This is a genomic window from Planotetraspora thailandica, assembly GCF_016863335.1.
GTDB classification, from domain to species: domain Bacteria; phylum Actinomycetota; class Actinomycetes; order Streptosporangiales; family Streptosporangiaceae; genus Planotetraspora; species Planotetraspora thailandica.
Map to the genome: position 1 here is coordinate 44,560 of NZ_BOOR01000056.1, position 15,044 is coordinate 59,603.

Sequence of the window (15,044 nt, forward strand, 5' to 3'; positions counted from 1 at the left end):
GAGGATTTCTGATCGGTGAAGCCGCGGGCAGGCGCCAAGCGCATATGAGGTCATCCCCGCTGTCTGAGGATCGTCGCCGTGGTCTCGTCGGCGGGCAGGAAGGCTTCAAGGCGCAGCTCGGACAGGGTGACGTCGACGGCGGTCGCGAACGACGTCAGCGTGGTGATGAGGTGCAGTTCGCCTTCCCGCACCCGCAGTCGCAGCGGTACGGCGAAGCCGAGGTGCGCGGCCGGTGGATCGATGTCCGGAAGGTAGCCGGCCAGTTCGGCGATGAACTCCTCCAGGGCGGGATCGGGGCTTTGGCGTGCCTGGTCGCGCAGGCTGCCGGTGATGTGGCGGCCCCACTCGGCCAGGTTCTGAACCCGGCGAGCCATCCCGTCGGGATGCAGGGCAAGGCGCAGCACGTTGACCGGGGGCTCCAGTAGCGCGGGCGCGGCGCCCTCGGAGAGCACGTCGAACGCCGGGTTGGCGGTGACCAGCTCGCCGTACGGCCGGACGACGACCGCGGGGTATGGCAGGTGCCCGTCGAGAATGCGCTCCAGCGCTTCGCGTACCGGCCCGAGCTCGGGGGCGTCGAGACTCGACTCGGTATAGATCGGCGCGTAGCCCGCGGCGAGCAGGAGCTCGTTCCGCTCACGCAGCGACAGATCCAGAGACTCGGCGAGCCGGACCACCATGGCGCGCCCCGGTTGCGAGCGTCCCTGTTCAAGAAAGCTCAAGTGGCGCTGAGTCGTGTCGGCCCTGATCGCCAGATCCAGCTGGCTGATGCGGCGACGGCTCCGCCAGCGTCGTAGTTCCCGGGCGAACTGCTCCTCCAACACCGTCATATCCCTATTGATACTGGACGTCCGAAGCGGGGCGATTCCCTGCAGGGAATCGCCGTACCGCAGGCGGGGTCGCACACTGCTGCGCATGAGCAACTCACTCGATGTGAAGCAATGGAGTGACCGTTATGTCGCCCAATGGAACGAGCCCGATCCGGCGATGCGGAGCGCGCTCATTCGCGAGTTGTGGGCGCCCGACGGGATCCAGGTGCTGGTCGACCCGCCGGAGACAATCCGCGACGCCGCCTCGGAGCTCGCGTTTCCCGTGCCCCCGCTGGAGGTCCGCGGCCACGATGCCCTGAACGCCAGGGTGACCCGTGCCTACGAGATGTTCGTCGCGCCGGGTGAGCACGTCTTCGAGGCCGCCGAGGAGCCGTTCCTTCTCCTGCCCCACGTGCTCGGCATCCGGTGGTCGATGGTGTCGATCCGTACGGGCGAGGCCGTCGGCGGCGGCCTGGACATCCTGGCTCTGGACGGCGATGACCGGATCCGCACCGACCACCAGTTCATCGGAGTGAGTTGATGCGCTTCATCAAGATCGTCCGTACCGGGGATGGCGGATCGGCGTTCGAGGACGGCGAGATCGTGCTCGAACACCGGCATGTCGCCGACGGGGTGCCGGCCATGGCGGTCGGCGGGTTGGCGTCGAGCGGCGGCGTGCAGTTCCTGCGCAGCGCCGCCTTCGACAGCACCGCACACCCGGCGCCGCGTGAGCAGTGGGTGGTGATGCTGCACGGAATGATCGAGGTGACGGTCAGCGACGGCAGCCGGCGTCGCTTCGGCCCCGGCGACCTGGTGCTCGCCGCCGACACCACGGGAGTGGGGCACGTCACGACCGCCATCGGCGACTCGCCGTTGGAGGCTCTGTTCATCCCCGTCTGAGCGGACGGCCGGCAGTCGCCGAGGCGGTGACAGCCGAAGTCCACAAGTTCTGAGGAGCCCCGCTCGCCAGGGGAGCGGGGCTCCTCATGTCCGGCCGGGCTCAGCAGGCCTTGGAGTAGACCGTCGACTTGGACTTGTAGGAGCAGGAGTCTTTCAGCGTGCCGGACGCGTTCCGCAGATAGGCGGTGTCCGAGGTGTTGTTCCAGATGTAGGCGACGGAGCCCTGGGTGTAGCTCCTGCCCCAGTACCGGTTGGCGGAGGTGTTCTTGCCCTTGCCGGTCCGCACGGTGACCGTCTTGCCGGCGCCGAGCGTGAACGTGCCGAACTTGAAGATGTGACCCGAGGCGGTGCTCTGCTTGTCGCGGAGGGTCCAGCCCTTGAGACTGACCGCCTTCTTCGTCATGTTCTTGATCTGCACGTACTCGCCGTTGAGCTTCGTGTTCGTGACAGGGGTGTCCGAAGTGCGACCGTACGAGTTGTAGTAGATCTTGGTGATCTGGATGGCCGGGCCCGCGGCGTAGGCGGGCTGGGAGATGACGACCGCGCCGACGCCCAACGTGGCGGCCAGCAGCAGGGAACGAGCACGCACAGGAGGCTCCTGAGGTGGGGGATGTGTCCAGCCAGCCGATCTTAATGATCGGAATAGTTACCGATGGACCGTTCCTGCATCGCTTTGGTATCTCTCGTGGCCTTTTGTGCTCCCTTCCCGCGCCCGAGTGCGGCAGATGCCTGCTTGCCCGGTGGGTCGAACATGTGGGTAACACTCGCGGCCTTTTCGACACGTAGGTGGTGTTTCCCCACCCCGTGCAGTGAAGGAGAGTCACATGCGACATACCGGATTCGGCCACCGGGCCCTCGATGGATGACCGCAAAGCCAGGTTCGAGGAGATATACGCCGCGACATACGAGCCGATCCTGGGTTACGCGTTGAGACGCTGCTCCTCTCCGGAGGACGCGGCCGACGTCGTCGCGGAGACGTTCACCGTCGCGTGGAGGCGGTTCGAGGAGATGCCCGCCGGTACGAAGGCGCGGCTCTGGTTGTACGGCGTCGCGCGGCGGGTGCTGGCCAACCATCGGCGTGGCGAGTCACAGCGGCGGCTGCGGACCACGGAGCTCCGGGACGAGATCGCCGCGGTCAGTACGGATCCCGTCGACGCGTCGGCCATCGGCCAGGCGTTCCGGGAGTTGTCCGACGACGACCGGGAGTTGCTCGGTCTCGTCGCCTGGGAGGGGCTCGACCACTCCGCCATCGCCGCCGTCCTCGGCTGCTCGCGAGGAGCCGCGCGCGTCCGGCTGCATCGTGCGCGCAAGCGCTTCTCCCGCGCGCTCCGCTCGGCCGGAATCGACGTGGCCCCGCCGGCTGTGAGCCGCCCCATCAGCGAACGGAGTTCTCTCATATGAAGACTCACCCCACCGATGACCTGGTACGCAAGATGACCCCCGTGCGCGACGAGTCCCTGGCCGGATTCGGGGATCGGCCCGCCGCGCGGAGCCTGCTGGACGACGTCACGGCCCTTCCCGTGTCACACGAGGCGCCCCGGCTCCGTCGCCGCGTCCTGCTCACCGGCCTGCCGCTCGCCTCCGCTGCGGCGGTGGCCGCGGTGGTCGTCGCCATGTCGGTCGGCGGCCCGTCGGCCGACGTCCCCGATGCGACCGGTCCCAGGCCCACGAGTTCCCCTGACGGTCCCGCGGCTTCCGCCTCGCCCACGCAGCTCAAGCCGGGGAAAGTCCAGCTGGCCGCCCTCTCCTTTTCCACCCAGGGCAAATACCTGGTCGTGAAGGTGAAGGACCCGTTGGCGGACCCGGCGCGCTACAAGGAGCAGTTCGCCGAGCATGGAATGGACATCAGCCTCACCCTCGTCCCGGCGTCTCCGTCGGTCGTGGGCACCGTGGTGTTCTCGGAACTGCCCGACACCGTCAAGATGCTGCCGGCTAAGGGCAAGTGCTTCAGCGGCGGCGGGGCCTGCCCGGTAGGCGTGAAGATCCCCCTCGATTTCCACGGGTCCGGGGGGATCGTATTCGGCCGGCAGGCGCGCCCCGGCGAGACCTACGAGAGCACGAACAGCGCGTTCGCCCCCGGCGAGATCCTGCACTGCGTCGACATCCGCGGTCGCACTGTGGACCAGGCGCTGGCCGTCCTCAAGGGGCGCAAGGTGACCGTGGGCAGTTGGCATTACGAGGAGAAGCGTGCCGACGGGACCTACGGCGTGACAGGAGCACGGGGGAAGATTCCCGGCAGCTGGTACGTCTCGGGTGCCGATCCCTACGCGCCCGGCCAGATCATGTTGTGGGTGCAGCAGAACCCTCCTGTAGCGGGGGAGAGCGAGGCCTATTACCAGAGCCTCACGCAGGGCTGCCACAACTGAACGGCGACCCGTGGCGCCCCGCCGGGGGCCGGGGCGCCACGGGGCTTCTGTCATGGAGGACAGGGTGTCCGCTCGCTTCGGCGTCGCGGTGAACCTTTTCCGCGTCGGGGCCGTGCTCTGTCGGGACATGTCGTCGAACGGGTCTCGATGGAGACCGGGCGCCCGGCAACCGTGATGCACCGACCAGAGATTGGGAACAACGCAGTGTCGCACCGTCGTACGACCCGCCGGACCGTCAACCGCGCCAAGGCGGTTCTGGCGCTCGTCACACCGGGGGTGATGATCCTGACCGGTGTCTCGGCCTGCGGGACTTCCTCTCCGGCCACTCCCACGGCGGTAACCCCTACGGCGGTAAGCCCCACATCGGAGACGTCACCGATCACGTCGACCCCGACCGGCGTCACGCCGAGCGCGAGCGACGCCCCCGCGTCGTCCACCCCGGTCGGCGGCGGCGCAACACCGGCCTGCACGGCGACCGACATCAAGGTGACGCTCACCGAGCAGCCGCAACGACGCGAGGGCGACAGCCGGATGGCGCTCGTCCATCTGACGAACGCCTCCGGCCGTACCTGCAACGTGGGCGGCTGGCCGGTGATCACGCTGGCGAACGCGGCCGACGAGGCGGTGGCCGTGCCGACGAAGAACGTTGCTCAACCGGGCAAGTCGGTGCCGGCCGACCTGGCCCCGGGCGGGGGCGCGTTCGCCGGTATCAAGTGGACGATCTGCGACAAGGCAGCCGCTGATTGCCCGGCAGGCAACACCATCAAGGTCGGGCTTGCGAAGGGCGGGCCGCTCGTGGCGGCGACCCTGGAGGGCTTCCCCAACCCGGAGCAGTCCGGCATCACCTTCAAGTCGCTCCAGGTCGGCACAATTCAGCCCAGCAATCAGGGCGTCGTCGCCTGGTGAAGAGGCGCGTGATCGGCGGGTCGACCCTGCCCCTTGACCGCAGCACCTGAACACCTCGAACGCCCCGAGCCGATCACGCCGGGGCGTTCTGATCTACAGTGACGGCAACGGTCTTTGGATCAGTGGGGGCGAGCGCGTGGGGGCCGTCGAGTCGGACCAGCCGTCGAGATACCTTCTGGTCGACGAGGATGACATCGTTTTGTGTCCCTGCCAGGATGTCGACGGCTTATTCGTGGAGGATCCACAAGCGCCGTCAGCGCCCTTCGACATGCTCGGCTGCGAGCCGTCCCAGTCGTTGATGGATTATCTGAGCGGGTCCAAGCGATATCGGACACGCAATCCCCTCTTCCCTGGAGATCTGCTGGTTCCCGATGCATCTGGCGGTCACCTCGGCGGGTTCTCCCTCGTCGGCTGCCAGGTCGTCGGCTGGCGCGAATCCGATCGGGGAGCCGGGTTGATCGACATCACGGTGGACGCGCCGTCGATGCGGCCGTCGTCCAGGTCGAAGCCGATTTGGGAGAGCTGGCGGGTCGGACGACCTGAGTCGATCAATCTTTGGGCCGAATACGACGCCGCCGGCAGGCGCGCGTGGCTCGACGTCGTGGGGGCATGCACGTTCCGCGGCTCCAGAGAGCTGCTGGACGATCCACCTGGGAAGACGTATGAACTCGACGGGACCTACATCACCGACGAGACGAGCTTTTACATCGCGATGGGTGAGGCCATCAACGGACCAGCCGGATACTTCGGCTGGAACCTGAACGCTCTGGCCGACTGCACATACGGCGGTTTCGGGGCCACCACTCCGTTCACGCTGGTCTGGCGCCATTCGGACATCGCGCGCGACAGCCTCACCGGGCGGTTCGAAGACGTGGACGGAGAGGTGTCGCCGCCTCTCTTCGAGGTGATCGTGAGCCTTCTCGATGAACGCAGCGTGGATGTCGTTCTGGCCTGAGACGCATTCGCTACGGCTGGGCGTCAGGCGATGAGCCGGCAGCTGCGGCGTCGAACGAGGTCACGCTCGGTGGATCCCGGTTCCCGGCGTGCCCGCCGCAAGGCGGGCACGCCCATCGGCGACAGCCGTACGAGATCAGATGATCAGTGAAGCGGGACGGCCACCACGTCGTACGTGGTCGTCGGGCTGGGAGTGGTGGTGAAGCGGGCGTTGGGGAGATAGAGGCGGCCGCGGAAGGAGGCGACGGTGGTGGGGACGTCGAATCGGCTGTCCGTGAGCCTGCCGATCAGCGTTCCCGACGTGGCGGCGCGGTCCAGGTGGAGAGCGGTCACGGTGTTGAGGCGGTTCTGCACGACGTGGAGGACGCGGCCCTTCAGCAGCAGCCCATCGCCGTTGACCAGGGACTCGGTGCCGATGTCGACCAGGGTGGCGACGCCGGTCTTGGGGTTGACGCGGAACAGCTTGCCGGTGTTGGACTGGACGACGAGCAGGGCCTTGCCGTCCGGGGTCGGAGCGATGCCGTTGGCGTTGTTGCCGGTCGTGTAGACGATGTCTCCGCTCAGCGGCACTTTCACCGCCTCCTTCGGCAGCGCGCCACCGCGTCCGAAGGGCAGCTTGTACAGCACGGGGTTGGCCGAGTCGGTGAAGTAGGCCGCATCACGGGTGAGCAGCACGTCGTTGACGAACGCGGTCCCGGTGGCGAGCCGGTAACTCGCGAGCACCTTGCCACTGCGGGTGTCGATCACGCGGGCGTCGCCGCCGGTGCCGCCGGCGACGAACAACCGGCCGCGCGGGTCGACCTTGAGGCCGAGCGACGGGGTGCCAGGACCGGGATTGATGATCCTGCCGTGGCCCGTGCGCAGGTCGGCCCGGTAGATCGCGCCGGTCGCGCGCGAACCGAAGTACGCGGCCGGGCCGGGGCCGATGGCGATCCCTTCGGGCTGGAAGCCGGCTGGAAGGGGGAATCGCGTGGGGTAGGCCGGCTTGCTCGCGGAGGTGGAGACCAGGGTCGCGGAGGCGCCGGCTCTTTCGGGCGCGGTCCCGGCCGCTGCGGCGGCAGGGGCGCCCACGAGTACGGACAGGAACCCCGCTAAGACAACTGCCACCTTCATGTAGGACATCCCATCTGTTAGGGGTGCGGTGGATTTGCCGAAATGCCTGCCTGAACGAAGGATCTAACGTCCGACATAGTGCGAATGGTGCCCGCGAAGCCTCCGAGTGGTGTCGCCGTTCCGATCCGAGTCGGCCGATGTGCTGGGCGGCATGGCTGCCGGCGATGGGACAGCGCGGTGCCGCTGCTGCGGTGACGGCCGACGTCGCGCACCGTCATCCAGGTCCCAGGTGCGTCTCGTGCTCGTGTGCCAAGACCAGGGCGAACGCGCCCGGCCGCTACCGTCTGCGACGCCCCGAAGCCGAACGTGCGGGCGATCGCGTCGCGGCCGTTCATGATTTTCAGCGTCCAGTCCGATCAAGTTGCCGATCCCGTAACACACCGTTCAGGTTCCGTCCGCATGCGATCAAAGACCGCCGCCTAACCTGCCCTGTCGGCCCTGCTGAGGCACTGGGCCACAGCACGCCCCGCGAACCATTTGGAGGTGCGGTCTTTGTCTGCGCCGCTTTTCCGGCGACTCGCCATCGCCGCATTAACACTGTCCACAACAGGCGTCGCCTGCTCGCTGTTCGCCGCCCCGGCGTCCGCCAATTCGGCCGGGACCGGTCTGGTCATCAGCGAGGCTTACGTCAACGGAGGCTCGTCCGGCGCGAGCTACCTCAACAAATTCGTCGAACTCTACAATCCGACGCCGAACGCCATTTCCCTCACCGGCGACACCCTCCAGTACCGCGCGCCCACGAGCACCGTGGTCCCGAGCGGTTCGCAGGTGTTCGCGCTCTCGGGGACGGTCGCCGGCCACGGCCACTTCCTCATCCAGTTGCCGAGCAACAACGCGAGCACGAACCCCGGGTCGCCGCTGCCGACGGCCGATCTGAGCACCGGCGGGAGCGTCAACCCGGGCGCGGGTGGCGGCACGCTGTTCATCGCGGCCAGCACCTCGGGTGTGCTTCCCACCGACAGCACGGTGATCGACAAGATCGGCTGGGGGACCAGCAACTCTCCGGAGGCGAACGCTCCGACGGGTAACTCGCTGACCCTGAGCTACCAGCGTGGCGCGGACGGCGCGGACACCGACGACAACGCCGCCGACTTCCACGTCGCCGCCCCGAACCCCCAGAACGCCGCCGCCGACAGCGGCAACCCGGGCGGCGGCACCGGGACGGTCACCGTCACGAGCCCCGGCGCGCAGAGCGCCACCTCTGGCACGGCGATCACACCGGTCGACCTGCACGCCTCCGGCGGCACCGCGCCGTACACCTGGACGGCGACCGGCCTGCCCGCAGGGCTGACGATCTCCTCGGACGGCACCGTCTCGGGCACTCCCACCACGGCCGGCACGTCGTCGGTGACGGTGACCGCCACCGACTCGACCGGCGCGACCGGCTCGGCCACCTTCGGCTTCCAGGTCACCGAGGTCGTTTCGACCGTCACCCCGATCGCATCGATCCAGGGCACGGACACCGACACCTCGCCGTACCAGGGGCGGACCGTCACGACCGAGGGTGTCGTGACCGCGGTCTACGCGACCGGCGGCTTCAACGGCTTCTTCCTGGAGACGGGCGGTGCCGGCGGCACCAAGGCCGACGACAAGACTCCGGGCGCCTCCGACGCGGTGTTCGTCTACGGGTCGCAGTCGGCCGGCCAGGTCACGATCGGCGACAGCGTCCAGGTGACCGGCGAGGTCACCGAATTCCAGGGCGAGACCGAGATCCAGTTCCCGACGGTGACCAAGCTCGCCACCGCGCTGCCGGCCGTCGTCCCGGACCAGATCGCGTGGTCGGACCTGGCGACCGACGCCGCGAAGGAGGCGCACGAGGGTGAGCTGATCACCCCGCAGGGCGACTTCACGGTGTCGGACAACTACGACGCGAACTTCTACGGCTCCTTCACGCTGGCCGCGGGCGACAAGCCGCTGCGCCAGCCGACCGACGCCGGAACTGCGGGAAGCGCCGAGGCGAAGGCCGCCGCGGCGGACAACGCCGCCCGGATGGTGACGCTCGACGACGGCGCCAGCACGAACTACAGCACCAGCAGCTCCCGCAACGTTCCGCTGCCGTGGCTTACGGCGACCAAGGCGGTCACGGTGGGCTCGAAGGTGACCTTCCACCAGCCGGTGATCCTCGAATACCGGTTCTCGCTGTGGAACTTCCAGCCGAGGCAGCAGGTCACCGACGACGGCTCGGCGGTCGCCACCTTCAGCGACCTTCGCACCGGGAACCAGAAGCCGGCCTCCGTCGCCGGTGACATCCGCCTGGCCACGTTCAACGTCGAGAACTACTTCCCCATGACCGGCGAGGACTACGTCGCCAAGGGACTGGGCACCTGCACGTACTACACGGACCGGCAGGGCAACCGGATCGCGGTCAACACGTGCACCGGCACGGACGGCGGCTCCGGCCCGCGCGGCGCGGCCGACGACGCCAACTTCGCCCGCCAGCAGGCGAAGATCGTCACCGGTATCAACCGGCTCGGCGCGAGCATCGTGTCGCTGGAGGAGATCGAGAACTCCGTCAAGTTCGGTGAGCCGCGTGACACCGCCCTGGCCGGCCTCGTCGACGCGCTCAACGCGGCCGCCGGCTCGAACGTCTGGGCCTACGCGCCGTCGCCGTCCGCCGACAAGCTGCCGCCGCTGTCCCAGCAGGACGTCATCCGTACCGCCTTCATCTACAAGCCGGCCGACGTCACCCTGGTCGGACCGTCGACCGTGCTGACCGGCGCCTCCGGCCCCGGCCAGCCGTTCTCGATCGCCCGTCAGCCGCTGGCCCAGGGCTTCAAGAAGGCCGGCGCCACCGACAAGGACGCGTTCCTTGCCGTGGCCAACCACCTGAAGTCGAAGGGCGCCGGTACCCCGCTCTACGACGGCGACCTCGAGGACACCTCGTCCCCGGCCGTCGACCAGGGTGCGTTCAACGCGACCCGGGTCCGCCAGGCGCAGGACCTCACCGCGTTCGCGTCGCAGGCGGCGTCGGGCCTCGGCACCGACCGGATCTTCCTGCTCGGCGACTTCAACGCCTACACGCACGAGGACCCGATGCAGGTCCTGTACACCGCCGGCTACACCGACCTGGGCAGCACGCTCGACTCGTCGGAGTGGACGTACTCCTTCAACGGCCTGCAGGGTTCGCTCGACCACGTGCTGGCCAGCCCGGCCGCGCGAGCGATGGCGACCGGCGCGGACGTGTGGCAGATCAACGCGCAGGAGTCCGTGGCCTACGGCTACAGCCGCTACAACTACAACGCCACCCAGCTGTTCAACGGCACCGACCCCTTCGCGGCCTCCGACCACGACCCGGTGATCGTCGGGCTGAACCTTCCGGTCACGCCCGTCGCGCCGGCCTGGGTCGCCTCGAAGGTGTACAACACTGGCGACACGGTGACCTACCAGGGCTCGACCTGGCAGGCCATGTGGTGGACGCAGAACCAGAAGCCGGGCGACCCCAACGGCGCGTGGGAGCAGATGGAGACCGCGGCCGACGGCACCGCCATCTGGACCCCGTCCCGGGTCTTCAACACCGGTGACACGGTGACCTACCAGGGCTCGACCTGGCAGGCAATGTGGTGGACGCGGAACCAGAAGCCGGGCGACCCCAACGGCCCGTGGGAGCAGATGGAGACCGCGCCCGACGGCACCGCCATCTGGACCCCGTCCCGGTCCTTCAACGCCGGCGACGTCGTCATCTACAAGGACAAGAAGTACAAGGCCAAGTGGACGACCCGTAACCAGGTGCCCGGCCAGCAGAACGGCCCCTGGCAGCCCATCAGCTGACCAGTAGCCGATGGAGACGGGGCCGTCTTCCGACACAGGTCGGAGGCGGCCCCGTCGCTTACCGGGCCGACCGTGCCCGCCACGCCGCCGTCGCCTCCTATTCGGTAACCGTGCCGCCCATCCTGCCGGTGACCCCTGACAAATCGGGCACCCGCTTGCATGCAAGGATGCGCGCATTCACTACTCTCGTGGTCCATGAGCGACCCCAACCCCGCGGCCGGCCGTGCTTATACGCACGTCAAAACCCGCATCCTCAGCGGCGACCTGGCGGGCGGCACGCTCGTCAGCGAGGTCCAGGTCGGCATGGAGCTGGGTCTCAGCAGAACACCCGTCCACGAGGCCTTCCTCAGGCTCGACGCCGAGCGACTGCTCACGCTGTCGTCCAGGAAGGGCGCGGTCATCACCCCGATCTCGCCCCGTGAGGCGCGCAACGTGCTGGAGATGCGGGAGGCGGTGGAGGCCACCGCAGCCAGGCGGATGGTGGAGGACGGCTCGACGGACAAGACGCTGCCCGCGCTGGCTTCCGTGCTCGAACGGCAGCGCGTCCATGCCGCCGAGGGCGACGTCGACCGGTTCGTGGCCGCCGACGAGGAGTTCCACAGCCTGGTGATCGACGGGTCCGGGAACGACATAGCCGCCCAGTTCTACGCGCAGTTGCGCGATCGCCAGCAGAGGCTGCGGCACCTGCTGCTTCGTCTGCGTCCGGGCGACCTCGCGGGGGCGTGCGGCGATCACGAGCACCTGGCCGATGCGCTGGCGAAGAGCGACGCCGATGAATACGCACGCGTGCTCCACGCGCACATGGCGCGCTACGAGGGGGCCTTGTGAAGCACGCCGACGAGGGGACCACCCGTCACTGGATGGTCGTCTTCGGGGTCATCTTCGTGTGTTCGTGGTGCGGCAATCAGTTCAGTCCCCTGCTGTTGCTCTACAAGCAGCACGACCACTACTCCGCACTGATTGTCAACGCGTTTCTCGGCGTCTACGTGTTCGGCCTGGCGCCCGCGCTCCTGCTCTCCGGAGCGTTGTCCGACCGGCACGGCCGCCGTCCGGTGATGTTCGCCGGCATCGTGACGGCCGTGCTGGCGAGCGTCTGCCTGTCGTTCAGCGCGGCGGGCCCTGGCGGCATCTTCGCCGGTCGGCTGCTGGCGGGGATCACGGTCGGCACGGCGATGGCGGTCGGCAACAGCTGGCTGAAGGAGCTTTCCCAGCCTCCGCACGATCGTCGAGCCGACACCGGGGCGGGTGCGCGCCGGGCGTCGCTGGCATTCACGCTGGGTTCGGCCGCGGGGGCGCTGGTCGCCGGGCTGGTGGCGCAGCTGTCGCCGTGGGGCGAAGAGTTGCCCTTCATCGTGCACATCGCCATCACCCTGCCGTTCGTGTGGTTGTTGTGGAAGGCGCCCGAGACCAGCACGAGCGGAGGGGAGCCCGGGCCTCTGTACGCCCAGTTCCGCATCCCGGCGGCCGGGCACCGGCGTTTCACCCGGGTCGTGCTGGTCGCGGCACCCTGGATCTTCGCGTCGGCGGCCCTCGCCTACGGGTACGTGCCGGTTCTGCTGGCGGGCGTCACCGGAAAGTGGGGCCTCGGCTACGCGACCGCGCTGACCGTCGTCGCGCTCGGGGTCGCGGCTCTGATCCAACCCGTCGCCAAGCGCATCGACTCGCCGTCGAGCGCGCGCGGTCTGGTCGTGTGCCTGGGGACGGTCGCGGCGGCACTCGTCGTGGGCGCTCTGGCGGTGCAGTGGTCGTCGGTGTGGCTCGGCATGCTGGCGAGCGTCGTGTTCGGTGCCGGAATCGGCGTCGGACTGGTCTCCGGCCTGCTGGAGGTGCAGCGCATCGCCTCGCCGCGGGACCTCGCCGGTCTGACCGGCGTCTTCTACGCCGTCGCCTACGCCGGTTTTCTCAGCCCGACCGTGCTCGCCGCGGTGACTCCGCCGTTTTCCACGGTCGCGCTCTTCGCGGGCTTGGCCGTGCTCGCCCTGGTCTGCATGCTCATGCTGCTGCGTGCCTACCGCAGGCATCTGCCCCGCCCCCAGGCGCGCGCCGTACGGATCACAGGGGACGGACGCGTACGTCCGTGAGCGTGCTCCGTACCACTGATCGCTACGATGCGCCGGGTGCTTATAACCCAGGAGGTACCACAACGAACTCGGCCACGCCTGGCATGGCTCGACGCCCTGCGCGGCATCGCCGCCCTGGCGGTGGTCTTCGAGCACGCGCTCAAGCCGCTGCTCCCCGAGGCGCGGACGCCGGTCAAAGCGGTATTCGAGCCCGGCTGGTTCGGGGTGATGGTGTTCTTCCTGGTCAGCGGCTACATCGTGCCCGCCTCCCTGGAGCGGCGAGGCAGCCTGCGGGCATTCTGGATTTCACGTTTGTTCCGGCTCTATCCGCTGTTCGGAGTCGGCGTGGCCGCCACGGTACTGCTGGCGACGCTGGGCTGGGACCACCCGCACATCTGGTGGAGCGCACGGCCGGTCGCCCTGGCCCTGGGTCACCTGACCATGCTGCAGAACCTGCTGCACATGCCGAACCTGATCAACGTGATGTGGACGTTGTCGTATGAGATGGCCTTCTATCTGCTGCTCACCGCGATGTTCACCCTCGGCGTCAGCAGAAGAAGCACGACGACCGCACTCGCCTTCGTCGCGGCGGCGGCGCTGGGCGCGGGCACCCTGCCGGTCGCGTTGTTGTCGGCCGGAGGACCTGGCCGGATGCTGACGGTCACGCTGGTGGTGACCGCGCTGGTGGCAGCGGGCATGGCCGCTGTGCTCAAGGGCTCGGACACGGTCCGGCGAGCAGGCGCGATCATCATCGGGATCACCGTGGTGCTGCTGCTGGCCGTCAACCAGAGTTATCCCGGCCCATGGCAGGGGCTGCTGATCCTGGCCACCATGTTCGCCGGCACGGCGCTGTATCGGGCCGAGCAACAAGAGATCTCCTGGAAGCAGGCGAGTTGGGTGGCGCTGGTGCCGCTCGCCGGGATCGCGCTGGCCCGGGGTGGGCTCGGCTTCCAAACGGCCACAGCCGCCGCGTGGATCACCTTCGCCGCCGGCATGGCGCTGCGGCATCAGAGCATGCCGCGGATTCTCCGCCGGCTGGGACTGGTCAGCTACTCCGTCTACCTCCTCCACCTGCTGCTGCTGGAAACCGTCGCAGCGTTCTGTCCGCAGCCGCTGGCCGTACCGCTGGGCCTGCGGCTGACGGCTCTGACGTGCGTGGTGGGCCTGCTGCTCGGGCTCAGCGCGCTGACATGGCGTTTCGTGGAGGCTCCGGCACAACGGCTGGGTAAGCGCCTCGCATCGGAGGAAGCGAGCCCAACATGATGGGCGAAACGGCTTACAGGGGACGGACGCGTACGTCCGTGAGCGCACTCCGTACGAAGGCTTCGTCGCCTGCGGCGGCGAGGTAGAAGCCGTCATGGCAGGTGCTCTCCGCGATGGTGTGGCGCGGGTCGAGGACGACGCGCGCCCCGCCCGATCGGTCGCAGTCGGGGATCGGAGCCAGCACGAGCATCCGGCGGCTCAGCCCGCCGAGCCACAGTTGCGGCCCGACGAGCACGCCGTCGCGGATCTCACCGGGCTGCGAGAGCTGTAACGGACCGCGGGCCGACAGGGTGAGGAAACCGTCAGGGGTGAGCCTGCCGTGCAGGTTCTTCGCCCAGGCCAGCCGTTGTTCGAAGGTCATCCCGGCGGGCTCGTCCTGCAGGGCCAGTCGCCAGTCGCCGAAGGTGAAGAGCATGACCGACCCGGCGTTGTCCATTCCGAGCGGCCCAGGCCACACCGTGACGTCGCCGGTGAGACGCCTGATCATCGGCCGCCCGGCGGCCGTCTCCGCCTCGCCGTACAGCGGAGCGGTGAGGGGGCGGAACTCGTCCATCTCCCCGTTGCCGGCGAGAGTTCCGCTCGCGTACGGGCGAGCCCCCAGCGAGGCGAGGTTCAGGTCGGCCGGGTAGGTGATCTCCGCCCGTGATCCGTCGGGGAACGTGAGCCGCATCATCCGGGTGGCACCCGTCCCGCTCGCCACCGGATAGACGGCGTTGGGGGTCACGTTGATCGGGCTGGGCGTGGGTGCCGGGGAGACGATCGGGAGGGGAGGGCTCGTGTCCCGGCCGGCGAGAATCCCGATGATCGGCACGGCCACGAGAGCGACCAGCACCACGATTCCCACCCAGCGGGGCCTGCGGGGGCCCTGCTCGAGAACATCGACCTGGCCGGTGGCCATCGGCCTTCCT

At 68.6% G+C, this 15,044-nt stretch carries 14 protein-coding genes; 10 read left to right on the plus strand and 4 right to left on the minus strand.

The window, feature by feature from the left end; all coding sequences use genetic code 11:
- Positions 1-50: 50 nt before the first annotated feature.
- Complete coding sequence (locus Pth03_RS30840; protein ID WP_203947947.1) at positions 51-827, minus strand: helix-turn-helix domain-containing protein; 777 nt, start codon at positions 825-827, stop codon at positions 51-53.
- 85 nt (positions 828-912) lie between these two features.
- Between Pth03_RS30840 and Pth03_RS30845 the strand changes: the two genes are divergently transcribed.
- Complete coding sequence (locus tag Pth03_RS30845) at positions 913-1,347, plus strand: hypothetical protein (RefSeq protein WP_203947948.1); 435 nt, start codon at positions 913-915, stop codon at positions 1,345-1,347.
- Positions 1,347-1,706 carry a cupin domain-containing protein gene (locus Pth03_RS30850; RefSeq protein ID WP_203947949.1) on the plus strand — a complete coding sequence of 120 codons (360 nt, stop codon included), beginning with the start codon at positions 1,347-1,349 and terminating at the stop codon, positions 1,704-1,706. Before Pth03_RS30845 ends, Pth03_RS30850 begins: the two co-directional genes overlap by 1 nt.
- A 100-nt stretch (positions 1,707-1,806) precedes the next feature.
- Here Pth03_RS30850 and Pth03_RS30855 read toward each other — a convergent pair whose 3' ends face one another.
- Positions 1,807-2,295, minus strand: a complete 489-nt coding sequence (locus tag Pth03_RS30855) for a lamin tail domain-containing protein (protein WP_239119487.1) — start codon at positions 2,293-2,295, stop codon at positions 1,807-1,809.
- A 269-nt stretch (positions 2,296-2,564) separates the two neighbouring features.
- Between Pth03_RS30855 and Pth03_RS30860 the strand changes: the two genes are divergently transcribed.
- The 4 genes from Pth03_RS30860 to Pth03_RS30875 all read left to right on the plus strand — a co-directional run bounded on the left by Pth03_RS30860 (position 2,565) and on the right by Pth03_RS30875 (position 5,933).
- Positions 2,565-3,107, plus strand: a complete 543-nt coding sequence (locus Pth03_RS30860; protein ID WP_203947950.1) for an RNA polymerase sigma factor — start codon at positions 2,565-2,567, stop codon at positions 3,105-3,107.
- Positions 3,104-4,072, plus strand: a complete 969-nt coding sequence (locus Pth03_RS30865; protein WP_203947951.1) for a hypothetical protein — start codon at positions 3,104-3,106, stop codon at positions 4,070-4,072. Before Pth03_RS30860 ends, Pth03_RS30865 begins: the two co-directional genes overlap by 4 nt.
- A 204-nt stretch (positions 4,073-4,276) precedes the next feature.
- Positions 4,277-4,978 (plus strand): DUF4232 domain-containing protein, encoded by a 702-nt coding sequence (locus Pth03_RS30870; protein ID WP_203947952.1) that lies wholly within the window; start codon positions 4,277-4,279, stop codon positions 4,976-4,978.
- Between the two features lie 232 nt (positions 4,979-5,210).
- Positions 5,211-5,933 (plus strand): barstar family protein, encoded by a 723-nt coding sequence (locus tag Pth03_RS30875; protein WP_203947953.1) that lies wholly within the window; start codon positions 5,211-5,213, stop codon positions 5,931-5,933.
- 143 nt (positions 5,934-6,076) lie between these two features.
- On the opposite strand, the gene Pth03_RS30880 is transcribed toward Pth03_RS30875, so the two are convergent.
- Positions 6,077-7,045: an NHL repeat-containing protein gene (locus Pth03_RS30880; RefSeq protein WP_203947954.1), complete on the minus strand. Its 969-nt coding sequence runs from the start codon at positions 7,043-7,045 to the stop codon at positions 6,077-6,079.
- Between the two features lie 492 nt (positions 7,046-7,537).
- Between Pth03_RS30880 and Pth03_RS30885 the strand changes: the two genes are divergently transcribed.
- The 4 genes from Pth03_RS30885 (at position 7,538) to Pth03_RS30900 (ending at position 14,136) form a co-directional block, all read left to right on the plus strand.
- Entirely contained in the window at positions 7,538-10,813 is a 3,276-nt protein-coding gene (locus Pth03_RS30885; RefSeq protein WP_203947955.1) for an ExeM/NucH family extracellular endonuclease, read from the plus strand.
- 195 nt (positions 10,814-11,008) lie between these two features.
- Positions 11,009-11,641 (plus strand): GntR family transcriptional regulator, encoded by a 633-nt coding sequence (locus Pth03_RS30890; RefSeq protein WP_203947956.1) that lies wholly within the window; start codon positions 11,009-11,011, stop codon positions 11,639-11,641.
- On the plus strand, positions 11,638-12,894 hold the full coding sequence (locus Pth03_RS30895; RefSeq protein ID WP_203947957.1) for an MFS transporter: 1,257 nt from the start codon (positions 11,638-11,640) through the stop codon (positions 12,892-12,894). Before Pth03_RS30890 ends, Pth03_RS30895 begins: the two co-directional genes overlap by 4 nt.
- Before the next feature lie 36 nt (positions 12,895-12,930).
- Positions 12,931-14,136, plus strand: coding sequence for an acyltransferase family protein (locus Pth03_RS30900; RefSeq protein WP_203947958.1), 1,206 nt, complete (start codon positions 12,931-12,933; stop codon positions 14,134-14,136).
- Between the two features lie 13 nt (positions 14,137-14,149).
- Here the strand turns inward: Pth03_RS30900 and Pth03_RS30905 are convergent, their stop codons facing one another.
- On the minus strand, positions 14,150-15,034 hold the full coding sequence (locus Pth03_RS30905; protein ID WP_203947959.1) for a hypothetical protein: 885 nt from the start codon (positions 15,032-15,034) through the stop codon (positions 14,150-14,152).
- Positions 15,035-15,044 lie beyond the last annotated feature (10 nt).

What these genes read in the sequence shown, in the direction of transcription:
- Pth03_RS30840 (WP_203947947.1), bottom strand. Translation starts at nt 827, where the DNA reads ATGACGGTGTTGGAGGAGCAGTTCGCCCGGGAACTACGACGCTGGCGG.
- Pth03_RS30845 (WP_203947948.1), top strand. Translation starts at nt 913, where the DNA reads ATGAGCAACTCACTCGATGTGAAGCAATGGAGTGACCGTTATGTCGCC.
- Pth03_RS30850 (WP_203947949.1), top strand. Translation starts at nt 1,347, where the DNA reads ATGCGCTTCATCAAGATCGTCCGTACCGGGGATGGCGGATCGGCGTTC.
- Pth03_RS30860 (WP_203947950.1), top strand. Translation starts at nt 2,565, where the DNA reads ATGGATGACCGCAAAGCCAGGTTCGAGGAGATATACGCCGCGACATAC.
- Pth03_RS30865 (WP_203947951.1), top strand. Translation starts at nt 3,104, where the DNA reads ATGAAGACTCACCCCACCGATGACCTGGTACGCAAGATGACCCCCGTG.
- Pth03_RS30880 (WP_203947954.1), bottom strand. Translation starts at nt 7,045, where the DNA reads ATGAAGGTGGCAGTTGTCTTAGCGGGGTTCCTGTCCGTACTCGTGGGC.
- Pth03_RS30890 (WP_203947956.1), top strand. Translation starts at nt 11,009, where the DNA reads ATGAGCGACCCCAACCCCGCGGCCGGCCGTGCTTATACGCACGTCAAA.
- Pth03_RS30905 (WP_203947959.1), bottom strand. Translation starts at nt 15,034, where the DNA reads ATGGCCACCGGCCAGGTCGATGTTCTCGAGCAGGGCCCCCGCAGGCCC.